Source organism: Spirillospora sp. NPDC048819 (assembly GCF_040650055.1).
In the GTDB taxonomy this organism is placed as follows: Bacteria; Actinomycetota; Actinomycetes; order Streptosporangiales; family Streptosporangiaceae; genus Spirillospora.
The window spans coordinates 198,500-221,690 of record NZ_JBEZGN010000008.1; the positions used below are offsets into that span (position 1 = coordinate 198,500).

General features: G+C 72.7%; 21 protein-coding genes and 1 pseudogene. 16 read left to right on the top strand and 6 right to left on the bottom strand.

All coding sequences use genetic code 11. The features are described 5' to 3' along the window. Nucleotides 1-6: 6 nt before the first annotated feature. Nucleotides 7-1,263 carry a cytochrome P450 gene (locus AB0C35_RS14510; protein WP_358454924.1) on the bottom strand — a complete coding sequence of 419 codons (1,257 nt, stop codon included), beginning with the start codon at nt 1,261-1,263 and terminating at the stop codon, nt 7-9. A 301-nt stretch (nt 1,264-1,564) separates the two neighbouring features. Here AB0C35_RS14510 and AB0C35_RS14515 point away from each other — a divergent pair, with 301 nt between their 5' ends. The 3 genes and pseudogenes from AB0C35_RS14515 to AB0C35_RS14525 all read left to right on the top strand — a co-directional run. Then, nucleotides 1,565-1,885, top strand: coding sequence for a type II toxin-antitoxin system RelE/ParE family toxin (locus AB0C35_RS14515; RefSeq protein ID WP_358455083.1), 321 nt, complete (start codon nt 1,565-1,567; stop codon nt 1,883-1,885). Then, nucleotides 1,882-2,217, top strand: coding sequence for a helix-turn-helix transcriptional regulator (locus AB0C35_RS14520; protein WP_358454927.1), 336 nt, complete (start codon nt 1,882-1,884; stop codon nt 2,215-2,217). The genes AB0C35_RS14515 and AB0C35_RS14520 overlap by 4 nt, the downstream gene beginning before the upstream one ends. A gap of 3 nt (nt 2,218-2,220) precedes the next feature. Next, nucleotides 2,221-3,252 (top strand): annotated as a pseudogene (locus tag AB0C35_RS14525) (ATP-binding cassette domain-containing protein); the annotation flags it as partial. Here AB0C35_RS14525 and AB0C35_RS14530 read toward each other — a convergent pair. The 3 genes from AB0C35_RS14530 to AB0C35_RS14540 form a co-directional block, all read right to left on the bottom strand. Further along, complete coding sequence (locus AB0C35_RS14530) at nt 3,249-4,238, bottom strand: MBL fold metallo-hydrolase (RefSeq protein WP_358454929.1); 990 nt, start codon at nt 4,236-4,238, stop codon at nt 3,249-3,251. The pseudogene AB0C35_RS14525 and the gene AB0C35_RS14530 sit on opposite strands and share 4 nt — an antisense overlap. A 65-nt stretch (nt 4,239-4,303) precedes the next feature. Then, entirely contained in the window at nt 4,304-5,464 is a 1,161-nt protein-coding gene (locus AB0C35_RS14535) for a steroid 3-ketoacyl-CoA thiolase (RefSeq protein ID WP_358454932.1), read from the bottom strand. A 96-nt stretch (nt 5,465-5,560) separates the two neighbouring features. Then, nucleotides 5,561-6,805, bottom strand: coding sequence for a cytochrome P450 (locus AB0C35_RS14540; protein ID WP_358454935.1), 1,245 nt, complete (start codon nt 6,803-6,805; stop codon nt 5,561-5,563). 320 nt (nt 6,806-7,125) lie between these two features. On the opposite strand from AB0C35_RS14540, the gene AB0C35_RS14545 reads away from it, so the two are divergent. Next, nucleotides 7,126-7,566 (top strand): hypothetical protein, encoded by a 441-nt coding sequence (locus AB0C35_RS14545; protein ID WP_358454938.1) that lies wholly within the window; start codon nt 7,126-7,128, stop codon nt 7,564-7,566. Here AB0C35_RS14545 and AB0C35_RS14550 read toward each other — a convergent pair. Next, complete coding sequence (locus tag AB0C35_RS14550) at nt 7,563-8,747, bottom strand: cytochrome P450 (RefSeq protein ID WP_358454941.1); 1,185 nt, start codon at nt 8,745-8,747, stop codon at nt 7,563-7,565. The two genes, AB0C35_RS14545 and AB0C35_RS14550, sit on opposite strands and share 4 nt — an antisense overlap. Nucleotides 8,748-8,939: 192 nt before the next feature. Here AB0C35_RS14550 and AB0C35_RS14555 point away from each other — a divergent pair, with 192 nt between their 5' ends. From AB0C35_RS14555 to AB0C35_RS14585, 7 genes are read left to right on the top strand one after another with little or no spacing between them, the layout of a single operon-like run. Continuing rightward, entirely contained in the window at nt 8,940-9,953 is a 1,014-nt protein-coding gene (locus AB0C35_RS14555) for a ketoacyl-ACP synthase III (RefSeq protein ID WP_358454943.1), read from the top strand. A gap of 2 nt (nt 9,954-9,955) precedes the next feature. Continuing rightward, nucleotides 9,956-10,708, top strand: a complete 753-nt coding sequence (locus AB0C35_RS14560; protein ID WP_358454946.1) for a glycosyltransferase family 2 protein — start codon at nt 9,956-9,958, stop codon at nt 10,706-10,708. Continuing rightward, nucleotides 10,705-11,883 (top strand): cytochrome P450, encoded by a 1,179-nt coding sequence (locus tag AB0C35_RS14565; RefSeq protein ID WP_358454947.1) that lies wholly within the window; start codon nt 10,705-10,707, stop codon nt 11,881-11,883. Before AB0C35_RS14560 ends, AB0C35_RS14565 begins: the two co-directional genes overlap by 4 nt. Next, nucleotides 11,880-13,385, top strand: coding sequence for a class I adenylate-forming enzyme family protein (locus tag AB0C35_RS14570; protein WP_358454950.1), 1,506 nt, complete (start codon nt 11,880-11,882; stop codon nt 13,383-13,385). The genes AB0C35_RS14565 and AB0C35_RS14570 overlap by 4 nt, the downstream gene beginning before the upstream one ends. Further along, a complete protein-coding gene (locus AB0C35_RS14575) occupies nt 13,382-14,314 on the top strand; it encodes an NAD(P)-dependent oxidoreductase (protein WP_358454952.1) in 933 nt (310 codons plus the stop codon). The genes AB0C35_RS14570 and AB0C35_RS14575 overlap by 4 nt, the downstream gene beginning before the upstream one ends. A 50-nt stretch (nt 14,315-14,364) precedes the next feature. Continuing rightward, complete coding sequence (locus AB0C35_RS14580) at nt 14,365-15,093, top strand: Clp protease N-terminal domain-containing protein (RefSeq protein ID WP_358454955.1); 729 nt, start codon at nt 14,365-14,367, stop codon at nt 15,091-15,093. A gap of 30 nt (nt 15,094-15,123) precedes the next feature. Further along, nucleotides 15,124-15,984, top strand: a complete 861-nt coding sequence (locus AB0C35_RS14585) for an alpha/beta hydrolase (RefSeq protein WP_358454957.1) — start codon at nt 15,124-15,126, stop codon at nt 15,982-15,984. Nucleotides 15,985-16,043: 59 nt separating this feature from the next. Here AB0C35_RS14585 and AB0C35_RS14590 read toward each other — a convergent pair whose 3' ends face one another. Then, on the bottom strand, nt 16,044-17,585 hold the full coding sequence (locus tag AB0C35_RS14590; protein WP_358454960.1) for a PucR family transcriptional regulator ligand-binding domain-containing protein: 1,542 nt from the start codon (nt 17,583-17,585) through the stop codon (nt 16,044-16,046). A gap of 150 nt (nt 17,586-17,735) precedes the next feature. Between AB0C35_RS14590 and uraH the strand changes: the two genes are divergently transcribed. Genes uraH through pucD form a run of 5 tightly spaced genes read left to right on the top strand, consistent with a single transcriptional unit; the run spans nt 17,736 to nt 23,096 of the window. Next, nucleotides 17,736-18,050, top strand: coding sequence for a hydroxyisourate hydrolase (gene uraH, locus AB0C35_RS14595; RefSeq protein ID WP_358454963.1), 315 nt, complete (start codon nt 17,736-17,738; stop codon nt 18,048-18,050). A 12-nt stretch (nt 18,051-18,062) separates the two neighbouring features. After that, on the top strand, nt 18,063-18,950 hold the full coding sequence (locus tag AB0C35_RS14600) for an FAD binding domain-containing protein (protein ID WP_358454966.1): 888 nt from the start codon (nt 18,063-18,065) through the stop codon (nt 18,948-18,950). After that, complete coding sequence (locus AB0C35_RS14605; protein WP_358454969.1) at nt 18,950-19,435, top strand: (2Fe-2S)-binding protein; 486 nt, start codon at nt 18,950-18,952, stop codon at nt 19,433-19,435. Before AB0C35_RS14600 ends, AB0C35_RS14605 begins: the two co-directional genes overlap by 1 nt. After that, the gene (locus tag AB0C35_RS14610) at nt 19,432-20,784 is read left to right on the top strand and encodes an 8-oxoguanine deaminase (RefSeq protein WP_358454972.1); all 1,353 of its coding nucleotides are present in this window, start codon (nt 19,432-19,434) and stop codon (nt 20,782-20,784) included. Before AB0C35_RS14605 ends, AB0C35_RS14610 begins: the two co-directional genes overlap by 4 nt. Further along, a complete protein-coding gene (gene pucD, locus AB0C35_RS14615; RefSeq protein ID WP_358454974.1) occupies nt 20,784-23,096 on the top strand; it encodes a xanthine dehydrogenase subunit D in 2,313 nt (770 codons plus the stop codon). The genes AB0C35_RS14610 and pucD overlap by 1 nt, the downstream gene beginning before the upstream one ends. Nucleotides 23,097-23,191 lie beyond the last annotated feature (95 nt).

The window sequence follows — 23,191 nt, forward strand, 5'->3', positions numbered from 1 at the left end:
TGAAGATCAGGACGGGGTGAAGCGCACCGGCAGCTCCTTGAGCCCGTTGACGAAGTTCGACCGGAGCCGGCGTGGCTCGCCGGCCGGCTCGATGTCGGGCATCCGGTCCAGGATGGTGTCGAAGATGATCTTCAGGTTCATCCTGGCCAGATGGGTGCCCAGACAGAAGTGCGGCCCGCCGCCCCCGAACCCGAGGTGGGGGTTGGGGTCGCGGCCCACATCGAACGTGAACGGGTCGTCGAAGACCCGCTCGTCCCGGTTCGCCGACCCGTAGAACAGTACGACCTTGTCGCCCGCCTTGACCTGCTTACCGCCCAGCTCGACATCGGTGAGGGCCGTCCGGCGGAACTGGTTGATCGGGCTCACCCAGCGGACGATCTCCTCGACCGCCGTCGGCAGCAGGCTCCGGTCGGCCCTCAGCCGCTGCCACTGCTCAGGCCGCTCGAAGAACGCCTGCATGCCGCCCGCCGTCGCCGTCCGCGTCGTCTCGTTCCCGGCGATCGACAGCATGATCACGAAGAGCTGGAACTCCTCCTCGCTGACCCGCGTCCCGTCGGCGTCCGGCGTGAGCAGCTTGCTCACGATGTCGTCGCGCGGCGTCGACTCCCGGCTGCGCGCCAGCTCCCCGGCCCAGCCGGCGAACTCGGCCGCGCACAGCTGCGACTCCGTCCGGTCCCCGATGTACTCGGGGTCGTTGAACGCCACCAGCTTGTTGGACCATTCGAAGATCTTCTGCCGGTCCTCGAGCGGCGCGCCGAGCAGCTCGCAGATCGTGTAGAGGGGCAGCGGCGCGGCGAAGTACTCCACGAAGTCACACTCGCCCATGGGCGCCGCCTCGTCGATGAGCTGATGGCAGATCTGCCGGATGTGGTCCTGCAGTTTGCCGATCATGCGGGGGGTGAACCCCTTGTTCACCAGGGCCCGAAGCCGGGTGTGGTCCGGCGGGTCCTGGAACAGCATCATCTGCCCGTACAGGGCGATGTCCTCGTCGGTAAACTCCTCGAACATCGCCGTCCGCGCCTGGGACGAGTACGGGTCGGCGCGCCGCGACACCTGCACGACGTCCTCGTGCCGGGTCACCGCCCAGAATCCGGGGACCCCCTCGTTCGGGTCCTGGTGCCAGTGGACGGGATCGTTGTCGCGCAGCCACGCGAACTGCCGGTGCGGGATCCCTCCGCGCTCGTACACGCCCGGGTCGATGATGTCGATCTCGGGAGCCCGGAACGCCCGGGTGAGCGAAGCGGTGGACGTCGCAAGTGCCATGGGGAAGATCCTTCGTGCCGGGGCCGGACTCGGGGCGACAACCTGTGGAGGTGACGGATGGTGAACTGAGCGCTTGCTTGGCCTGCAGACCTAGAACACGTTCTAACATGAGACTCCAGTCTCATCAAGGGTCACAGCCCACTGAGTGACCCGCATCGCACCCCGGCGCGGCCGCACCCATCGATCGACCTCCGCCGCGCCGCTCCGCGGCGCCAGAAGTAGAGGATTTGCTAAACTCGCGCCTGTGGATGAGGAGTGGGAGATCCGCGTCACGAACGAGTTCCTCGCGTGGGTCAACGCCTTGGATGAGGTCTCCAAGGCCCAGATCGTGGATTCCATCGACCGGTTAGCCGAGGGCGGCCCCGGATTGGGGCGTCCGCTGGTTGATCGGCTGGAAGGTTCGGAGATCCACAATCTGAAGGAGCTGCGCCCGGGATCAGCGGGACGCTCCGAGATTCGGATCTTGTTCGTCTTCGACCCGTGGCGGTCCGCGATCCTGCTCGTGGGCGGGGACAAGTCGGGGGACTGGACTGGCTGGTACCGGCAGGCCATTCCACGTGCAGAGGAGTTGTACGCCGATTACGTGAAGGAGCGAGAGGGCGAGGAGGGGCGGCAGCGATGACGAACTTTCCCAGGTGGAGCGATGTGCGAGCTGATGTCGTTGAGGGAGCCGGCGGCGAGCAGGGCGTGGCGGCGGCCCGCAGGCGCAATCAGGCGTACATCGACGGGCACCGGCTCGCGGACAGGCGCAAGACGATCGGCTTGTCGCAGAGCGAGGTGGCCGACCGGATGGGCGTGACCAAGAGCCGCGTGTCACAGATCGAGCGAGGTGAAGTCTCCACTGTCGAGGCCATTGCCCGCTACGTCCAGGCCCTCGGTGGCCAGCTCCAGATCTCGGCCGTCTTCGGTGACGACATGTACGTTCTGCGCGGCACAGACACTCACGCCGCATAGCAGGTGAGTGCGAGGCTGCGGGGCCACCCCGGCGGGGTCGTGGTCGTCAGCCATGATCGGGCGCTGCTGTCGGACGTGGCGACGACGGTCCTCGACCTCGACCCGAGCCGGGACGGGCGGCCGCGTGTCCACGGGGACGGGTTCGCCGGATACCGGGAGGGCCGTGAGGCGGAACTCCGGCGCTGGGAGGCCGAGTACGAGCAGCAGCGAGCCGAGCACGCGCGGCTGTCCCGGGACCTGTCGGAGGCGCAGAACCGGCTCGTGACCGGCTGGCGGCCCGACAAGGGGACCGGGAGGCACCAGCGCGCCACCCGCGCCCCCGGCGTCGTCAGGGCCGTGCACCGGCGCCGCGACGACCTGGAGAAGCACGCGGTGACGGCGCCGGTGCCGCCGCAGCGCTTCAGGATGCCGGACCTGCCCGCGCGTCCCGGCACCGCGCTGCTGACCGCCGACGGCGTTCGGGTGGAGTCCCGGCTGCACCGGGAGGTGACGCTGTCACTGGAGTCGGGCTCGCGCCTCGTCGTCACCGGCCCCAACGGAGCCGGGAAGTCGACGCTCCTCGCGGTGCTCGCGGGACGCCTGACGCCCACGGGCGGGACGACGCGGCGCGCCCCCGGCGCGCGTGTGCAACTCCTCGCGCAGGAGTCGCCGCACGCCGCCGGCGGGCGCGCCCACGACGTGTTCTCCGCGCACGTCGGGCGCCTGATCACCGCGGGCGTCCTCGCCGAGGACGAGGCGGTTTCGCTCTCGGCCCTCGGCCTGCTTTCGCCCGCCGACCTGGGCAGGCCGGTGGGTGAGCTGTCGATGGGGCAGCAGCGCAGGCTCGACCTGGCGATGGCGCTGGCGGCGCGTCCGCACGTCCTCCTGCTGGACGAGCCGACCAACCACCTGTCGATCGCCCTGGTGGACGAGCTGACCGACGCGCTGCACGCCACCGGAGCGGCCGTCGTCCTCGCGACCCACGACCGGCGGCTTCAGCGTGACACCGCGGCCTGGCCCCGCCTTCCGGTCGGCGCCGGCGGGCCGGGGGTTTAGCGGAGCCTGTAGCGCAGGGGGTCGTCCGTTCCTTCGCGGTGGGCGACCCCCCGGGTCTCCAGGGTCCGGATGTGGGCGGCGGCCTCGGCCGCCGCCATGCGCCGGGCGGTCTGCGACATGTCGGCCCACGGGTGGCGCCAGGTCAGGCCCGCCGTGAGGTCCCACAGGCTGATCGGACGCGACGACAGGAGGGCGGTCACCTCGGCGAGGCGCTGCTCGTGGTGGTCGATGATCTCCCGGGCGCGGCCGGAGAGGCCGTTGAAGCGGAACTGGTGGGCGGGCAGGACCTCGTCCACGGACATCGCGGAGACCTTGTCCAGGGAGCCGAGGAACTCGCTGAGCGGGTCGATGTCCGGGATGTCGTAGGGGTAGAGGCCGATGTGCGGGGTGATGCGCGGCAGGACGTGGTCGCCGGTGAAGATGCGGTCGCCGTCCTCGAGGTGCAGGCAGATGTGGCCGGGGGAGTGGCCCGGCGTCCAGATGGCCCGCAGCTTGCGGCCCGGCAGGTCGATCAGGTCGCCGTCGGACAGTTCGCGGTCCGGCTGGGCGGGCGGATCGACCCGGCGGCTCTCGACGGGCGCGGCCAGCTCCGGCTCGGACGCCCCGGCGCGGCGCAGCGCCGTCAGCTCGAAGGAGCGGCGGCCGCCCTGGTCGGTGGAGCGGAAGAGCCGGACGATGTCGGCGTCCAGGTGGTGCATGGCGATCCAGGCGCCGGACGTCTCGCGGACGCGGCCGGCCAGTCCCGCGTGGTCGGGGTGGTAGTGGGTGACGACCACCCCGCGGACGTCGGCGACGTCGATGCCGAACGTGCCGAGGCCGTCGCGGAGGGCCGTCCAGGCGTCCTCGTGCTGCCACCCGGCGTCGATGAGGACGGGGCCCTCTGGGCTCTCCACCGCGTACACGAGGGTGTAGGCGAGCGGATTGTCCGGGATCGGGACTGGAACGCTCCAGAGTCCTCCGCCCAGGTCTTCGGGTTCCGGCTGCAAGGAGACCGCCTTTCGCGCCTGTGAAAGGCCCCGGCGGCGAGGCCGGGGCCCGTGATCGTGTTCCGTCAGATCCGTTCGAGGATGGTCGCGGTGGACAGCGCGCCGCCGCAGCACATGGTGACCAGGGCCGTCCCGGCGTCGCGGCGCTCCAGCTCGTGCAGGGCCGTGGTGATCAGCCGCGAGCCGGTCGCGCCGACCGGGTGCCCGATCGCGATCGCGCCGCCGTTGACGTTGACCGCGTCCATGTCCGGCTTGTGGACCGATGCCCAGGACAGCACGATCGATGCGAACGCCTCGTTGATCTCGGTGATGTCGATGTCGTTCATCGTCATGCCGGACTTCTGGAGGACGCGCTCGGTCGACTGGACCGGCCCGTCCAGATGGTAGTACGGCTCGGAGCCGACCAGCGCCTGGGCCTTGATGCGGGCGCGGGGACGCAGCCCGAGCGCCTTCGCCTTCTCCTCCGACATCAGCACGACGGCGGCCGCGCCGTCGGAGATCTGCGACGAGGTGCCCGCCGTGTGCAGGCCCTCGGGGCCCGCGACGGACTTGAGCTTGGCGAGGCCGTCGGCGGTGGTCTCGCGCAGGCCCTGGTCGCGGGTGACCTCGCGGGTCTCACCGGTGACGTTGCCCTCGGCGTCCAGGACGGGCGCCGTGATCGGGGCGATCTCGCGGTCGAAGCGGCCGTCCGCCCACGCCTTGGCGGCGAGCTGCTGCGAGCGGGCGCCGAACGCGTCCAGGTCGGCGCGGGTGAGGCCGCGGCGGGCGGCGATCCGCTCGGCGGCCTCGAACTGGTTCGGCATGTCGATCGACCAGTCGTCCGGGCGCGGGTTGGCGGGCAGGACGTTGCTGCCGAGCGGCGCGCGGCTCATCACCTCGACGCCGCAGCCGATCGCGACGTCCACCACGCCGGCCGCGATCTGCGACGCGGCGAGGTGGACGGCCTGCTGCGCCGACCCGCACTGGGCGTCGATCGTGGTGACCCCGGTCTGCCAGGGCAGGCCCGCGTACAGCCAGGAGTACCGGCCCACGTGCCCGCCCTGTTCGCCCGCCTGCGTCACGCAGCCCGCGAAGACCTGCTCCACCTCGGCGGCGTCGATGCCGGAGCGCCCGACGGCGGCGCTGAGGGCGTGTGCCAGGACGGCCTGGGCCTTCATGCCCGCCAGCCAGCCGTTGCGCTTTCCGAGCGGTGTGCGTACCGCCTCGACGATCACCGGGGTGCCCATGCGGTCTCCTTCTAGAACGAGATTCGCTTACAACTGTAACCGGTTCTAGAATTTCGGCGAGGTGCCGCATCCCGCAGAGTAGGACGGCGCCCGCTCCTACCCGTAGCGGACGGGGAGTTCCTTGATGCCGTTCAGCCAGGCGGAGCGCAGGCGGCGGGGCTCGCCGACGCGTGTGATCCCCGGCATCTGGTCGGCGATCGCGTCGAACATGAGGCGGATCTCCAGCCGGGCCAGGTTCGCGCCGATGCAGTAGTGCGCGCCGGTGCCGCCGAAGCCGAGATGCGGGTTCGGCGAGCGGGTGACGTCGAACGTCGCCGGGGCGTCGAAGACGTCCTCGTCGAAGTTGGCCGAGCTGTAGTACATGGCCAGGCGGCCGCCCGCCTTGATCTCCACGCCGCCGATCTCGGTGTCCCGGACGGCCGTCCGCTGGAACGCGGTCACGGGCGTCGCCCACCGGACGATCTCGTCCGCCGCCGTCTCGGGACGCTCGGCCTTGTACAGCTCCCACTGGCCGGGGTCGTCCATGAACGCGATCATGCCGTGGGTGATGGCGTTGCGGGTCGTCTCGTTGCCCGCGACGGCGAGCACGATCATCAGGTAGCCGAACTCGTCGTCGGTCAGGCCGCGCCCGTCCACGTCGGCCTGGACGAGCCGGGTGACGATGTCGTGGGCGGGGCAGCCGCGGCGCTGCTCGGCGAGGCTCATGGAGTAGCCGATGATCTCGGCGGCGGAGCCGGACGGGTCCGCGTTGTACTCGGGGTCGTCGTAGCCGAGCATCTTGTTGGACCAGTCGAACAGCCGGCGCCGGTCCTCCTGCGGAACGCCCATCAGCTCGGCGATCGCCTGCAGCGGCAGCTCCGCCGCGACCTCGGTGACGAAGTCGCCCTCGCCGCCGCGGCGGCGGGCCTCGGCGACGATCCGCTCCGCCCGCTCCTGCAGAGCGTCGTGCAGCGCGTTGATCACGCGGGGCGTGAAGCCGCGGGAGACGATCTTGCGCAGCCTGGTGTGCTGCGGCGGGTCCATGTGCAGCAGGAGGTTCTCGCGCTGGAAGTCCAGTTCCTCGGGCGTGAACGTCTCGTTGTACCGGATCACCGCGCCGCCCGCGCTGGAGGAGAACAGCTCGTGGTCGCGCGAGATCTCCTTGATGTGGGCGTGCTTGCTGATCACCCAGAAGCCGTCGTCGTCGAATCCGGTGCGGCCGCGCGGCTGCTCGTTCCACCACGGGCGGGCGGTGCGGCGCAGCAGCGCGAACTCGGCGAGGGGGATGCGCTCGGCCATCAGGTCCGGGTCGCTGAAGTCGAATCCGGCGGGGACGGCGGTCTCAGGTGTGGTGGCGGTCATGCGCGCTTCCTCCCGATAGGACTGGCTGCTCGCCCCCACCGTAGAACTGGTTTCAGCCGGACTTCAAGGGAAAATGAGACTCCAGTCTAATCGTGGGTCTTGTCACAGGTCTCATCGAGCTTTCACGCCCTCAAGTGCTCGAACGTGCCGACCTGTCCCGAGCATGAAAGCCCGGCCGAACGCAAGATCGGCCGCCGGTGAGGTCCGTCACGGTTCCGGTGCGGTTTAGGTAGAACGCGTTCTAGAAATGTGGTGGGAGATCGCCCCGGGGCGTCGACTAGCCTGGGTGTCCGACCGCCCCCGGCGCCGGAGAGATCCTCATGGCCGCAGACTTCGACGAGCCCGTGTTCGACGACGACTTCGTCAGAGGCGCCACGTTCACCGAGCCGAGCGCGCGAGAGCGGGCCCGGAAGCCGAGCGGGCGCGAGCGGCGCCGCATGCGCCGCGCCGCCGAGCGCGCCCGCCGGACCGGAGGCGGCGCCCGGTTCCGGCGGCGGCGCCGTTACCGCGACCCGAGCCACCGGACGGCCGTGCTCCAGCTGATCGGCGCCATCGCGGTGCTGTTCGCGATCTCGTTCGCGCTCTGGTGGTGGAACTCCTCCCCCGCGGAGCCCGAGCGGCCGGTGGAGCGGATCGTCCCGACGGCGCCGGGACCCGAGGCGCCGGCACCCGAAGCGCCGGGGCCCGGGGGCCCGGCCGACCCCGATTCGCCGGCACCGGCCCCGACCACGGATGTCCCCACGGGAATCCCCGAGATCTAGACGAGCCGCACCCGCAGTTCGGCGTAGGCCGGGACGAGGACGCGGCGGGCGGCGCGGCGCGAGACGATCCGGTACGGGCGGCCGTCGGACAGCAGCGTCGCCAGCATCCGGGCGACCTGGGTGCGCGCCACCGCCGCCCCGAGGCAGAGGTGGCGGCCGGCGCCGAACCACAGCTGCCGGGTCTCGGGCACGTACGCGCGGTGGACGTCGAACGGCCCGGCGCCGTTGGTGGCGAGGTAGGTCAGCAGGAGGATCCGCTCGCCCGCGCGGAGGCGGCGCCCGGCGACGGTCGCGTCCCGGGACACGTGCCGCCCGATCACCGGCGCGGGGGTCGAGACGCGCAGGCCCTCGCGCACCGCGTTGTCCATGAGCGACGGGTCGTCCAGCAGGCTCCGCTGCTCGCCGGTGTCGTGCAGCAGCGCCACGGTGCGGACGGTCCCCGAGGCGCCCGTCTCGGTGCCGGCGATCACCAGCAGGGTCGCCAGCCCGCGGCTGAGCGGCAGGCCGAGGCCCATCTCGCGGCAGCGGCCGAGGAGCGTGTCCGGCCCGGCCGTCCGGTAGGCGTGCGGGACGCCGGCGGTGATCTCGTCCACGATGGCGCGGGCCCGGCCGATGACCGCGGGGTCCAGTTCGGTCGAGGCGGTGGTGCCCATCGCCAGCCGGGCCAGCCGCTCCCCGGCCGCGAACACGTCACGGTAGGCGGCGTCGTCGCGTCCGGGGGGCAGTCCGAGCAGGTCGGCGACCATCCGCCCGGCCAGGACGCGGGCGGCGTCCGCGACGTCCACGGTCTCCCCGGCGGCGAGGCGGCGGGCCAGCGCGGTGTGGGACGGGCCCTGGGAACGTTCCACCAGCGTGCGGGCGGCGTCCTCGGTGAACAGGTCGCGGGCCCGGGTCCGGACCTCCGCGTGTCCCGGCCCGCCGAAGAACCGCGCCATCCCGTCCCCGAACAGCTGTGTCCAGAGGTGGCCGACGCCGCCCTCGCCGTTCATTCCGAAGCCCGCGTGGTCGTTGAGGACGCGGCGGGCGAGGACGGGGTCGGTCACCACCCAGCCGAGCCGCGGCACCCGCGCGATGGGCCCGGTGTGGCGCGCCGCCTCCAGCAGCGCGAACAGTCCGGGGTTGGCCGTCCACAGCAGCCGCGCCTCATGCCGCGCCGCGTTCTCGATCTTTGTGCTGGTCACCCGGGTGATTCTGCCGGGTGGCGGATCGGGGCGGAAACGCGGTAGTACTCAATCCGGATGAGTGGCGGTACTCACGGCGAACCGGGGTACAACGCCCACCCCGTGTTCCGTAGGGTCGCCCTGTCCGGGAGCGTCCGGGGTCGGCGAGTCTGATCGTCCACGGAGCACGAGGAACCGGGGGAACCCCAGCCCATGAGAGCCCGCATCACCGCCGTCGCGGCGCACCTGCCCGAGCGGACGGTCACCAGCGCCGAAGTCGAGGCCCGTGTCGCGGCCGAGAGCGCCGCCGGGGACGGCGGGTACCGGCCGCATCCCACGATCGTCGAGCGGATGACCGGGATCCGCGCCCGGCATGTCATGCGCGACGACGAGCAGGCGTCCGACCTGGCCGTCGCCGCCGCCCGCGACGTCCTCGCCGAACGCGGGATCCCGGCGGCGGGCATCGACCTGCTGGTGTTCGGGTCGGCCTCGCAGGACCTCATCGAACCGGCCACCGCGCACATCGTCGCCGCCAAGCTGGGCGCGACCTGCCCCGTCTTCGACGTGAAGAACGCCTGCAACAGCTTCCTGAACGGCCTGCAGACGGCGGACGCGCTGATCCGCACCGGCCAGCACGAGCGGGTGCTGGTCTGCACGGGCGAGAGCCCGTCCCGCGCGATCCGCTGGAAGGTCCGCGACCGCGCCCAGTTCGTCGACGCCTTCGCCGGCTACACCCTCTCCGACGGCGGCGCCGCGATGCTCGTCGAGGCCGCCCCCGACGGCGGGATCTTCTACCGCGACTTCGCCGCCGTCTCCAGCGCCTGGCAGATCGGGACGCTCCCGGCGGGCGGCTCGATGCACCCCCGCGACCCCGACTTCACCTACTTCAGCGGGGACGGGCGCCGCCTCAAGGACGCGTTCGTCGCGAGCGGACCGGAGATCTTCACGACCGCGCTGCAGAAGACCGGGCTGACATGGGACGACTTCGCCGTCGTCGCCGTCCACCAGGTGACCCTGCCGTATCTGGAGGTGCTCCGCTCGATCCTCGGCATCCCGCCCGGCCGGCTCGTCGTCACGCTGCCCGAGCACGGCAACGTCGCGTCCGCGAGCCTCCCGCTCCAGATCGCTACCGCCCAGGCGCAGGGACGCTGCGGCCCCGGCGACCGGGTCGCGCTGATCGGCCTCGCCGGCGGCGTCAGCCTCGGCGTCATGTTCGCGGAGCTGTGACCATGAACCTGTGGGTCGTCATCCCCGCCTACGACGAGGAGCGCTCCATCGGCGCGACGCTGCGCCGCCTCGCCGGCCAGACCGACACCGGCTTCTCCCTCGTCGTGGTCGACAACGGCAGCACCGACGGGACCGCGCAGGTCGTCAAGGAGTTCGCCGCCGGGAACACGGCGTTCGACGTCCGGATCGTCCACGAACCGGAGAAGGGGACCGGGGCCGCCGCCGACACCGGCATCCGGCACGCGATCAGCGCCGGGGCCACGCACATCGCCCGCACCGACGCCGACTGCCTGCCGCACCGCGACTGGATCGCGGCGGTGCGGCGCGCGTTCGCGGAGGGCCTGGAACTGGTCAGCGGGCCGCTGCTGCCCCGGACCGACGAGTTCCCCCTGAAGTTCTGGGAGCGGCGCCTGCTCCCGGCCGTCATCGACATCGCCGCCCTCTTCGGACGGTTCCGGCCCGGCAACCAGGACCCGCTCTACCTCGGCCCGTACGTCATGATGCCGGGCTGCAACCTCGCCATCACCGCAGACCTGTACGAGCGGGCGGGCGGCTTCCCGCGCACCCGCATCGAGGACGTCCACGAGGACCGCGAGCTGGTCAACCGGGTCCGCCGCGTCACCGACGCCTACGGGCTGCGCAAGGACGTCGTCATGTACGGCTCCGTGCGGCGCCTGCGGGCGTTCGGCCTGGTCAGGACGCTCGGCTGGTACGCCGACCACCGCTACAGGCCACCCGTCGTGGACATCCGGTGAAACGCGGGCATCCGGTGGACTGGGAACGGCGCCTCTACCTGGCCGCGCATCCGTTCGCGTACCCGCTGCTGCGCGGGGTGGCGCGGCGCGGCCCGATCGTCCGCGTGCCCGGCGTCGGCGTCGTCGTGAACGACGCGTCCCTGGCCCGCGAGGTCCTCATGGACGGCGGGACGTTCCGCAAGGACGGCCCCGGCTCGCCGGGCGAGCTGTGGACGCCGGTTCTCGGCCCGTCCGTCCTGCTCAACATGGAAGGGGAGGCGCACCGGGCCCTGCGCCGCCGCCTCACCGACCTGTTCGTCCCGTCCTACACCGAGGCCCTGTGCGCCCGCGTCCTGGCCGAGCCGCTCGCCCGGCTCACCGACCGCCTCGCACGCGGTGCGACCATCGATCTGGTGGACGCGGCGCGGGTGATGGCCGGTGCGGTGATCGGCGAGGTCATCGGCCTGGACGCCAAGACCGAGGCGGCATACCGGGACCTGTTCGAGCAGGGCGAGCGGATCGTCTCGATGGTGTCGCTGCGGACGCGCCGGCTCTCCCCGTCCCAGGTGCGGCGGGCCCGCGCCGTGCTGGACCCGCTCGGCGACATCGCGGCGAAGGCGTACCTGACGGGCGACGAGTCGACCGTCATGGGCCGGATGCGGGCCCTCGGCCTCTCCGAGGACGAGGCGCGCGGGGCCGCGGGGGCGTTCTTCCTGACCGGCACCGAGACGGTCGCCACGCTGCTGCCGCGCCTGATCGCCCTGCTCGCCGACCACGGGCAGCTCGCCCGTGTCGCCGCCGGTGACGGCGCCCTCCTCGACCGGGCGATCGAGGAGGCCATGCGGGTGACGACCCCGACGCCGGTCATGCTGCGCAGCGTGCACCGCCCCGCCGAGGTCGGGGGCGTCGCGATCCGTCCCGGCGACCGGGTCCTGATCGCCACGCACAACTGCTGCCGCGACCACGGCCCGTTCGACCTCGACCGTCCCCACCCGCCGGAGCTGCGGCGGCTGTGGTTCGGCGCGGGTCCGCACTTCTGCATCGGGTATCCGCTGGCCATGGCGCAGATCAGGCTGGTCGCCCGGACGGTGCTGACCGCCGCCCCTCTCAGGGTCACGCGGCGTGCGGCGGCGCGCGGCGTGCTGATCCCCACGTACGAGCACCTGTCCGTCCGCGCGGATCGGGGCACGAGATGACCCTGGTCCGGCGGCTGCTCGACCAGGCCGCCCGGACGCCCGGCGACGTCGCGCTCGTCGCCGGGGACGGTGCGGAACTCACCTACGGCGAGCTGCGGCGGCGGGTGCTGGCCGTCCGGCACGGCCTGCTGGCCGGCGGGCTCGCGCCGGGCGACGGGGTGCTGTTCTCCGTCCGGCCGTCGCCGGAGTCGCTCGTCCTCGCGCTGGGCGTGGTCGCGGCCGGGGGAGTGGTCGTGTTCGCCGATCCGGGCGCCGGGCCGGAGATGTTCACCGCGCGGCTGAGCCTGGCCCGCCCGCGCTGGTCGGCGGCGGAGTCGGTCCTGTACGCGGGCAGCCGGCTGCGTCCCGTCCGGGCGTACGCGCGGCGGCGCGGGCTGCTCCTGCCGAACCTCGCCGACCTTCAGATTCCGGGCGAGGAGCCGATGCGGCACATACACGTCGGCCGGCGGCTGCCCGGCGTTCCGCGCGGGGCGCTGTCGTTCGCGCGCCTGGTGCGGGGGGACGCGCCGGAGCCCGGCACCGACGCCGACCCCGGCGCCCCCGCCGCCGTGATCTTCACCTCGGGGACGACGGCGGACCCGCGCGCCGTCGTCCACACGCAGGCGTCCCTCGCCGCGGCCCTCGACCTCTTCCGGGCGCGGCTGCCGCTCGGCCCCGGTGACGTCGTCCACACCGACCAGCTCATGCTCGGGCTGCCGACGCTGATCTCCGGGGCGCGCTGGTCGATGCCGCCGCTCTTCACCTTGCCCGCCGACTTCGCCCGGCTGATGCGGGACAGGGGAGCCACGCACACGTTCTGCGTCCCCGTCCACCTCGCCGAGGTGCTGGACGCGTCTCCCGAGCTCCCGCCGACGCTGCGGTACGTGCTGCTCGGCGCCGCGCCCGCGCCTCCGGCGATCCTGCGGCGGGCCGTCGCGGCGGCGCCGACCGCTGAGGTCCTGTCTGTCTACGCGATGACGGAGATCCTGCCGGTGGCGATCGCTTCGGCGGAGGAGAAACTCGCGCACACCGCGTCCGGCGACCTCCTCGGAGCGCCGCTTCCCGGTGTCGGCACGCGGCTGGCCGACGACGGGGAACTGCTGCTGTCCGGCCCCAACCTGTGCCGCGGCTACCTCGGCGCCGACCCGCTCGCCGAACTGCCGACCGGCGACCTCGCGCGGCTGGACGAGGGGCGCCTCGTCCTCACGGGACGCAAGAAGGACATGCTGATCCGCGGCAAGTTCAACCTCTACCCCGGCCTGTACGAGCCGTCGATCGCCGCGCTGCCCGGCGTGGCCGAGGCCGCCATCGTGGGCGTGCCCGATCCGGAGACCGGGGACGAGGAGGTCGTGCTGGCGGTGGTCGGCCCCGCCGACCTGCCCGCCCGTCTGCGGCGCGGCCTCCCGGACGTCATCGACCACGACGCCCTCCCCGACCGCATCGTCGTCGTGGACGAGCTGCCCCGCTCCGGCCGGACGCGCAAGCTCGACCGCGACCGCCTCCGCGAACTGGTGACGCCGTGAGGATCGCGGTGACGGGCGCCTCGGGTTTCGTGGGCGGTGCGGTGTGCCGGGCGCTGGCGTCCGAGGGCGTCGCGACGTTCGCCTATGGCCGCCGTCCCGCCGTGGCCCCGGCCCATCTGGGCGGCGCGGCCTACCGGTCGTGGGATCTCACGCACGGCCCGATCCCGGACGCCCCGGACGTCGACGCGGTCGTCCACTGCGCGGGCAGCGTCACCGACTGGGGACCGGCCGCCGGACTCTTCGCCGCCAACCTCACCGGGACCCGAAGCGCCCTCACGTCCTTCCCCGGTGCCCGGTTCGTGCACGTCAGCACGGCCAGCGTGTACGACCCGTTCCGCCCGAGCGTCATGGCCGCCGAGGACGAGGCGCCGGTGCGCCGCTACATGAACGCCTACGGGGCGTCGAAGGCCGCCGCCGAGCGTGCCGTCCTGCGGGCCGGCCGCGACGCGATCATCCTGCGTCCGCACGCCGTCTACGGGCCGGGGGACACGACGCTGCTGCCGCGCGTCCTGTCCGCCGTGCGGGGGCCGCTCCTGCCCGCCGCCGGGACGGGACGGCAGCGGATCAGCCTCACCTCGATCGGCAACCTCGTCCAGGCGTGCGTCCTTGCCGCGACCGGCCGGGCCGCCTCGGGGGTCTTCAACGTCGCCGACGCCGCCCCGGTGACGATCGACGACGCGTTCCGCGAGATCCTCCGCGAGCGCAGGATCAGGGCGCGGCCCGTCTACGTCCCGGCGGCCGCCGCCCGCCCCCTCGCGGCCGTCATCGAGGGCGCGTTCCTGCTGGCCGGACGGCCTGAACCGCCGCGCCTCACCCGTTACGCCATCAGCCATCTCGCGGTCGAGCGCACCCTCGACATCACCGCGGCCCGCGAGGTCCTCGGCTACGACCCGCACGCGACGACCTTCGCCGGAGCCGCCCGCTGGTAATCGTCAACCTCGGGTTGACGACCCTCCAATCGTCAACCTATGGTTGACGCATGACGGAACCCACCCGGCCGGTCGGTCAGATCAGGCTCGACGAGCTGATCGACGGCATCAAGAAGGTCCACACCGACGCCCTTCAACAGCTCACCAGCGCGGTCGTCGCCGCCGAGCACCTCGGCGAGGTCGCCGACCACCTCATCGGCCACTTCGTCGACCAGGCCCGGCGCTCCGGCGCCTCCTGGACCGACATCGGCAGGAGCATGGGGGTCACCAAGCAGGCCGCGCAGAAGCGGTTCGTCCCCAAGGGGCTGACGGGCGACCTCGACCCCGCCGAGGGCTTCTCGCGGTTCACCCAGCGAGCCCGCAACGTCGTCATGGCGTCGATGAACGAGGCGCGCGCGGCGGGCAACGACGTGATACGGCCCGTCCACCTCGTCCTCGGCCTGCTGTCGGAGCCGGACGCGCTCGCCGCCAAGGCGATCATCGCGCAGGACGTCCTGCTCGACTCCGTCCGCCAGGCCGCCACCGCCGCGCTCCCCCCGGAGGCCGAGCACGTCCCCGACCTCATCCCCTACGACGCCGACGGAAAGAAGGTCCTGGAGCTGACCTTCCGCGAAGCTCTCCGCCTCGGCCACAACTACGTCGGCACGGAGCACATCCTGCTCGCCCTCCTCGAATTCGAGGACGGGACGGGCGCCCTGTCCGAGCTCGGCATCGACAAGGCGAAGGCCGAAGCGAGCACCGTCGAGGCTTTGAACGCCATCGCCGCCCAGCAGGGATGAGTTTCGGGCGTCCGGGCAGTCCAACCCTTCATGGAGAAGTTCATCAAGACCAACGGGGTGGAACTGTGCGCCGAGACGTTCGGCGACCCGGCTGACGCGCCGATCCTGCTGGTGGGCAACACGATGCTCACCTGGCACGACGACCTCTGCGCCCGCCTGGCGGCGCTGCGCCGGTTCGTCGTCCGCTACGACCTGCGCGACACCGGACGATCCGCCGCCGCCGACCCCGAGGCTCCCGAGTACACGCTGCGCGACCTGGTCGCCGACGCCGCGGGCGTCCTGGACGCCTTCGACCTGACCTCCGCGCACGTCGTCGGCTTCGGGGTCGGCGGCTGGATCGCCCAGCTCCTCGCCCTCGACCATCCCGCCCGCGTCGCGTCCCTCACCCTGATCGCCACCAGGCCGACCGCTCCCGGCCCCAGCGACTCCGACCTGCCCGGGCACGCACCCGAACTGATGGCCCACTTCATGGACCGGCCCAAGATCGACTGGACGGACCGCGCGTCCGCCGTCGCCTTCATGCTGGAGAACGCGCGCCACCTTTCCGGCCCGGCGTTCGACGAGGCCGAGGCCCGGGAGAACATCGAACGCGTTTACGACCGCACCCCCGCCGTCCCCGACCCGGGCAAGGCCCATCGCGCCAACCAGATGGCGACCGTCTTCGCCGCCCTCGACAGCGGCCCCCGCTGGCGCGAACGCCTGGGCGGCGTCACCGCGCCGACCCTCGTGATCCACGGCGAGGACGACCCGTTCTTCCCGCCCGGCAACGGCCGGGCCCTCGCCGCCGAGATCCCCGCCGCCGAGCTCATCACCCTGCCGGGCACCGGCAACGAACTCCCGCGCCGCACCTGGGACACGATCGTCCCGGCGATCCTCCGGCACACGTCGTGATCATCACGGCCGATCTCGCGGCCGTCGTCCTGCCCGACGGCGTTCCGGAGCCGGAGGCGCTACGGCCGGCCCCCACCGCCCGGTCCCTGCTCGGGGCTGTGCATGAGGCGGAGGGCTAGGAAGAAGTCGACCCGGTCCTCCAGGCGGGAGAGGTCGCGGCCGGTGAGGTCCTGGATGCGCTGGACGCGGTAGCGGACGGAGTTGACGTGGAGGTGCAGCTGCTCGGCGCAGCGCGTCCATGAGCCGGAGTTCTGGAGGAACGTCTCAAGGGTGCGGACGAGGTCGGCGCCGTGGGTCTCGTCGTAGGCGCGCAGCGGGTCCAGCAGGCGGACCTGGAACATGTGGCGCACGTCGTCGGGGACGCTGGCGAGCAGCAGGACGTGGGTGGCGAGTTCGTCGTGGCGGACGACGCGGACCGGTGAGTGCGACTCGGGCGTCCGGGAGATGCGGAGCCGGGTGGCGGCCAGGCGGCGCGCGTAACGGGCCTCCTCGACGGCGCCGCGCAGGCCGCCCGCCGGCACGGTGTCGCTGACGCCCACGGCGATGCCGTCGGCCGACAGGCCGGGGACCAGCGCGTCGAGGGCGTCCTGGATCTCGCCGACGATGTCCTGCCCGGTCGCCGGGGCGAGGGCGATGGCCTGATCGTCCAGCAGGCCGACGAGCGGCCGGGTGCACGGCAGGACCTCGGTGAGGACGGTGCGCAGTTCCCCCGGGCGCAGCGTGCCGTGGGCCGAGGCGGCGACCGCCACGAACTCGGTGGACGGGGCGAACCCCGCCTGTTCCAGCCTCGGGCCGATCTCGGCGCCGGTGGCCGCGGCGGTCACGACCTCCTGCGCGAAGCGGTGTTCGGTGTTCTGGCGGGCTCTCTCCAGCGCGACGATCGCGGCGAGTTCGGTGGTGAGCGTGCGGCGCTCGGCGGGCCAGTCGGCGAAGTCGCCCTCGCAGGCGATGAACCAGTCGGCCACGCGGGACGTGGTGTCCTCGGCGACCGCGAAGATCGAGGCGTCGAGCCGGGGGAGGTGGCAGGGCAGCCGCGGCGCCGTGAGGAACGCCCTGGCCAGGGCGGCGGGTTCGGCGGGGCGCGGGCCGGCGACGACCCGTCCGGTGGGGGTGAGGACGTGGCAGCGCATCCCGAGGTCACGGCCGACCAGGTCGAGCACGGCGCCGAGGCCGGTGCCCTCGACGAGCCGGCGGTGCCGGTCCAGGACGGCGGTCAGGTCCGCGGCGCGGGCACCGGACAGATGCCGGACGACCTCCTCGGTGACGGTCGCGAACGCGACGTCCTCGGGCACCTTGAACAGCGGGATCCGATGCCGGCGGCAGGCCTCGACCAGGTCGTCCGGGACGGTCCCCAGCGCGAGGTCCCAGGCGGCGAGGCCCGACACGCCCGCGTCGGCGAGCGCCCGCACGAACGTCTCGGAGTCGGCCGGCCCCGACCGCCAGACGAGCCCGGTCAGCACGAGTTCCCGCCCGCGCAGGTAGCGGCCGGGGTCGAGGAGATCGGTCGTGACGACCCAGCGGATCGTCCGGTCGAGCTCCTCCTCCCCGGTGACGACCTCAAGCCGCAGCGCGGGCATCGCAAGCAGGGAACGCAACCTCATATGTAGCAACCTACAAACGCCGGCTCGTCGATGGCGGCACAGTTCGGATGTCCTGTGCCTCGACCGGCCCCCGGGCGGCTGTGTGTACTCGGGCAGTGAGGGGAGGAAGCCTCCTGGTCACCCTGGAGCGGAGTCGTATCGGAGGAAGCGTTGGGTCTGTCGACGCATGTGCTGGACGCGGCGAAGGGGCTGCCGGCGGCGGGCGTGGCCGTCCGGCTGGAGCGGCGCGCGGCGGACGGCGGCTGGACACCCCTGGCCGCGGCCCGCACTGACGCCGACGGCCGCATCAGGGAGTGGGACGCGCCGATCGAGGCCGGGGTGCACCGGCTGACGTTCGACACGGCGGGCCTGTCGGACTTCTATCCCGAGGTCACGGTGGCGTTCACGGTCGCCGATCCGGGACGGCATCTGCACGTGCCGCTGCTGATCAGCCCGTTCGCCTACTCGACCTACCGAGGGAGCTAGGGACACCGAGACATGGACTTCCTGCGACCGGTGAGCTGGGCGGACGCCCTCGCCGCGAAGGCGGAGCGGCCCGGGGCGCTGCCCCTCCAGGGCGGCACCGACGTCATGGTCGAGATCAACTTCGATGCGCGGCGGCCGGAGGCGCTGCTCGACCTCACCCGCGTCCGCGACCTGGCGGAGTGGGACACGGCGGACGGGCGGCTGCGCGTCGGCGCCGGCGTCACCTACACCCGGCTGATCGACGAGCTGGGGGGCCGGCTGCCCGGCCTCGCGCAGGCGTCCCGGACGGTCGGGTCGCCGCAGATCCGCAACCGGGGCACGGTCGGCGGGAACCTCGGCGCGGCGTCGCCCGCCGGGGACGGCCACCCGCCGCTGCTGGCGGGCGGCGCCGAGATCGAGGCCGAGTCGGCGGCGCGCGGCGTCCGGATGATCCCGGCGGCGGACTTCTTCACCGGCGTGAAGCGGAACGCGCTGGAGCCGGACGAGCTGATCCGCGCTTTCTGGACGGCGCCCGCGTCCGGCCCGCAGTACTTCTCCAAGATCGGCACGCGGAACGCGATGGTGATCGCGGTCTGCTCGTTCGCGGTCGCGCTGCATCCGGGGGAGCGGCGCGTCGGGACGGGACTCGGGTCGGCCGCCCCGACACCGCGCCGAGCCACCGCCGCCGAGGCGTTCATCTCCGCCGAACTGGACTGGGACGGCCGGGGACCGCTCGCCGATCCGGCGGCGCGGCGGTTCGGCGAACTGGTGACGGAGGCGGCGGCGCCGATCGACGACGTCCGGGGGACGGGCGCCTACCGCAGGCACGCCCTGGCGGTGATGGCGCGCCGCACGCTGACCTGGGCCTGGAACGACCACCGCGCCGGGGCGCCGGCCGGTTCCGGGAGAGAGGCTTCCTGATGCGCGTGAACGTCACCGTCAACGGCTCCCACGAGACCGTGGACGACGTGTGGGAGGGCGAGAGCCTGCTCTACATGCTGCGGGAGCGGATGGGCCTCCCCGGCTCCAAGAACGCCTGCGAGCAGGGCGAATGCGGCTCCTGCACCGTCTACCTGGACGGTGTCCCGGCCTGCGCGTGCCTGGTCGCGGCCGGGCAGGCGGAGGGACGCGACGTCCGCACCGTGGAGGGCCTCGCCGAGGGGCAGCCCGGGGACGAGCGACTCGACCCCGTCCAGGAGGCGTTCGCCGAGAGCGGCGCCGTCCAGTGCGGGTTCTGCACGCCAGGCCTCATCGTCCAGTCGCACGACCTGATCGAGCGGAACCCCGCGCCGACCGACGCCGAGATCCGCGAGGCGCTCGCCGGCAACCTGTGCCGCTGCACCGGCTACGAGAAGATCCTGGACGCGGTGCGCCTCGCCGCCGAGCGGAAGGCGGCCGCGAAATGACGATCGTCATCGAGAACGCCCACGTCGTCACCGTGTCCGGCGGCGAGCACCCGGGCGGCCACATCGTGATCGACGGCGACCGGATCACGGCCGTCGGCCCCGGCCCCGCCCCCGCCGCCGGCGGCGCCGAACGGATCGACGGCACCGGATGCCTCGCCACCCCCGGCCTGGTCAACACGCACCACCACCTCTATCAATGGGCGAGCCAGGGCCTCGCCGTCGACAACACCCTGTTCGAGTGGCTGACCACGCTCTACAAGCCATGGTCGAAGATGGACGCCGAGGTCGTGGCGGGCGCGGCGAGCGCGGGCCTCGGCTGGCTCGCCAAGTCGGGCTGCACCACGTCCACCGACCACCACTACCTGTTCCCGAAGGGACGCGGCGACCTGTTCGCCGCCGAGGTGGACGCGGCGGCCGAGATCGGCGTCCGGTTCCACCCGTGCCGCGGGTCGATGGACCGGGGCGAGTCGCAGGGCGGGCTCCCCCCGGACGAGGTCGTCGAAGACCTCGACACCATTCTCGCGGAGACCGAGGCCGCCATCGACCGCTACCACGACCCGTCGCCCGGCTCCATGCTGCGGGTGGCCGTCGCGCCCTGCTCCCCGTTCACCGTCACCAGGGAACTGCTGGCCAGGTCGGCGGAGCTGGCGCGGGCCAAGGGCGTGCGGCTGCACACCCACCTCGCCGAGACGCTGGACGAGGAGGAGCACACGACGGAGCAGTTCGGCATGACGCCGACCGAGTACATGGACTCGATCGGCTGGCTCGGCCCCGACGTGTGGCTCGCGCACTGCGTCCACCTGCACGACACCGACATCAAGCGGCTCGCCGAAACCCGCACCGGCACCGCGCACTGCCCGAGCTCCAACGCCCGCCTCGGCGCCGGGATCGCCCGCGTGTCCCGCCTCCTGGAGGAGGGCGCGGCCGTCGGCCTCGGCGTGGACGGGTCGGCGTCCGCGGAACTCGTCCCCCTCGCCGGGGAGATCCGGCAGGCGATCTACATGCAGCGCGCCCGGTCCGGGCCGACCGCGCTGACCGCCCGGCAGGCCCTGGAGATGGCGACGCTCGGCGGCGCCCGCTGCCTCGGCCGCGACGACGAGATCGGCACCCTAGAACCGGGCAAGCTCGCCGACATCGCGCTATGGCGGGTGGACGGCTTCCACGCGGCCGTCGCCGACCCGGTCGTCGCGTTCGCGTTCGGGAAGACCCCGCCGCTCCAGCGCCTCCTCGTCGGCGGCCGGACCGTCGTCGACGACGACACGCTCGTCACCGTCCCGCAGGACGAGGCCGGGCGGCGCGGCGCCGACGCCCACCGCCGCCTGATGCGGCTCGCGGAGGAGGTGCTCTGATGGCGTCCCCGGTGAAAAGCCCCGGTCATGTCGCCGCCCCGGGGCTGGGCGGCGTCGGGGAGAGCGCGCCGCGGCCGGACGGGACGCTCAAGGTCGCCGGCGAGTTCGCGTACGCGTCCGACCTGTGGATGGACGGGATGCTGTGGGGCGCGACCCTGCGCAGCCCGCATCCCCGGGCACTGATCAGGTCGATCGACATCGGGCCCGCGCTCGCGATGCCCGGCGTCCGCGCCGTCCTCACCCACGAGGACGTGCCGGGCCGCAAGATGTTCGGCATCGACCACACCGAGGACCAGCCCGTCCTCGCCATCGACCAGGTCAGGCACGAGGGCGAGCCGGTCGCGCTCGTCGCCGCCGACCATCCGGAGACGGCGCGGCGCGCGATGGAGAAGATCGCCGTCGGCTACGAGGTGCTGGAGCCGATCACCGACCCGCGCGCCGTGATCGCCGATCCGGAGGGCCTGAAGGTCCAGGACCTCGGCGGCATCACCCGCCACCAGCCGGTGCGCGTCGGCGACGTCGCCGACGCGAGATCCCGGGCGGACGTCGTCGTGTCGGGCGAGTACGAGGTCGGCATCCAGGACCAGGCGTTCCTCGGCCCCGAGTCCGGCCTGGCGGTTCCGGCCGAGGACGGCGGCGTCGACCTCTACGTCTCCACCCAGTGGATTCACAACGACCTCAAGCAGATCGCGCCCTGCCTCGGCCTCGCCGAGGACCAGATCCACATGACGCTCGCGGGCGTCGGCGGCGCGTTCGGCGGACGCGAGGACCTGTCGATGCAGATCCACGCCGGGATGCTCGCGCTGCACACCGGCCGCCCCGTCAAGATGTCCTACAACCGGTACGAGTCGTTCTTCGGGCACGTCCACCGGCATCCCGCGCAGATGCGGTACGAGTACGGCGCCACGTCGGACGGGCGGCTCCTCTACGCCGACGTCGAGATCGTCCTCGACGGCGGCGCGTACACCTCGTCCACGAAGAACGTCACCGGCAACGCGGCCTCACTCGGCGTCGGCCCGTACGAGATCCCGAACATCAGCATCGACGCGTACGGCGTCTACACCAACAACCCGCCGTGCGGAGCCATGCGGGGGTTCGGCGCCGTCCAGGCCTGCTTCGCCTATGAGTCGATGATGGACAAGCTCGGCGCCGCCTGCGGCCTCGGCCCCGTCGAGGTCCGCCGCCGCAACGCCGTCTCGCAGGGTTCGAAGCTCGCCACCGGGCAGGTCATCGACTCGCCGGCGCCGCTCGCCGGGATGCTGTCCCGGCTGGAGGCGATGCCGATGCCGCCACCGCTCGACCCGTCCGACATCAGGAACCTGCCCGGCGGGGTCTCCCAGACGACCCGCGGCGAAGGCGTCGCGCGGGGCGTCGGGTACGGCGTCGGGATCAAGAACATCTGCTTCTCCGAGGGCTTCGACGACTACTCCACCGCCCGCGTCCGGCTGGAGGTCATCGGCGGCGAGGCGACCGTGCTCGTGCACACCGCCGCCGCCGAGGTCGGGCAGGGGCTCGTGACGATCCAGGCGCAGATCGCCCGGACCGAGCTGGGCGTCCAGAGGGTCACCATCGCCCCGGCGGACGACCGGGCCGGCGACGCCGGCTCGTCCAGCGCGTCCCGCCAGTCGTACATGACGGGCGGCGCGGTCAAGACGGCCTGCGAGGCGGTGCGCGCCGAACTCCTCGCCCTGGCCGCCCGCCGCCTCGGCCGCGCGACGGCCACCGGCCTGACCGCCACCGGCGGGAAGATCGTCTCCCTCTCGGACGGCGTGCTCGGCACCATCGAGGACGTCCTCGGCGACGCCGTCATCGAGGAGACCCGCGAATACCACCACCGGCCCACGACGGCGATGGACCCCGTCACCGGCCAGGGCGCCAGCCACACCCAGCTCGCCCTGTGCGTCCACCGCGCCGTCGTCGACGTGGACGTCGACCTCGGCCTGGTCAAGGTCGTCGAGCTGGCCGCCGTCCAGGACGTCGGAAGGATCATCAACCGCACGGGGGTGGAGGGGCAGATCCACGGCGGCTCCGCGCAGGGCCTCGGCCTCGCCGTGATGGAGGAGATCGTCGTGTCGGACGGCCTCGTCCGCAACCCGTCCTTCACCGACTACCTGATCCCGACGATCCTCGACATGCCGCCGATGCGCCTGGACATCCTGGAGAACCCGGACCCCGCGGCGCCCTACGGGCTGCGCGGCGCCGGTGAGCCGCCGACGCTCTCGTCCACCCCCGCCATCGTCGCCGCGATCAGGGACGCCACCGGCCGTCCGCTGCCCCGGGTCCCGGTCCGCCCGGAGCACATCGTCGGCTAGGCCAAAACTAGGCAGAGCATTGACTGCCGCAGGGAATCTGCCTACATTCTGCGATGTTCGACAAAATTTTGACGTTCGTGGCACTTGTATCCAAT

Bases quoted from the DNA above. Each gene is read 5' to 3' on its own strand.
- AB0C35_RS14590 (WP_358454960.1), bottom strand. From the start codon at position 17,585: ATGAGGTTGCGTTCCCTGCTTGCGATGCCCGCGCTGCGGCTTGAGGTC.
- pucD (WP_358454974.1), top strand. From the start codon at position 20,784: ATGGCGTCCCCGGTGAAAAGCCCCGGTCATGTCGCCGCCCCGGGGCTG.
- AB0C35_RS14520 (WP_358454927.1), top strand. From the start codon at position 1,882: ATGACGAACTTTCCCAGGTGGAGCGATGTGCGAGCTGATGTCGTTGAG.
- AB0C35_RS14585 (WP_358454957.1), top strand. From the start codon at position 15,124: ATGGAGAAGTTCATCAAGACCAACGGGGTGGAACTGTGCGCCGAGACG.
- AB0C35_RS14600 (WP_358454966.1), top strand. From the start codon at position 18,063: ATGGACTTCCTGCGACCGGTGAGCTGGGCGGACGCCCTCGCCGCGAAG.
- AB0C35_RS14610 (WP_358454972.1), top strand. From the start codon at position 19,432: ATGACGATCGTCATCGAGAACGCCCACGTCGTCACCGTGTCCGGCGGC.
- AB0C35_RS14510 (WP_358454924.1), bottom strand. From the start codon at position 1,263: ATGGCACTTGCGACGTCCACCGCTTCGCTCACCCGGGCGTTCCGGGCT.
- AB0C35_RS14605 (WP_358454969.1), top strand. From the start codon at position 18,950: ATGCGCGTGAACGTCACCGTCAACGGCTCCCACGAGACCGTGGACGAC.
- AB0C35_RS14560 (WP_358454946.1), top strand. From the start codon at position 9,956: ATGAACCTGTGGGTCGTCATCCCCGCCTACGACGAGGAGCGCTCCATC.
- AB0C35_RS14555 (WP_358454943.1), top strand. From the start codon at position 8,940: ATGAGAGCCCGCATCACCGCCGTCGCGGCGCACCTGCCCGAGCGGACG.
- AB0C35_RS14540 (WP_358454935.1), bottom strand. From the start codon at position 6,805: ATGACCGCCACCACACCTGAGACCGCCGTCCCCGCCGGATTCGACTTC.
- AB0C35_RS14580 (WP_358454955.1), top strand. From the start codon at position 14,365: ATGACGGAACCCACCCGGCCGGTCGGTCAGATCAGGCTCGACGAGCTG.
- AB0C35_RS14545 (WP_358454938.1), top strand. From the start codon at position 7,126: ATGGCCGCAGACTTCGACGAGCCCGTGTTCGACGACGACTTCGTCAGA.
- AB0C35_RS14570 (WP_358454950.1), top strand. From the start codon at position 11,880: ATGACCCTGGTCCGGCGGCTGCTCGACCAGGCCGCCCGGACGCCCGGC.
- AB0C35_RS14535 (WP_358454932.1), bottom strand. From the start codon at position 5,464: ATGGGCACCCCGGTGATCGTCGAGGCGGTACGCACACCGCTCGGAAAG.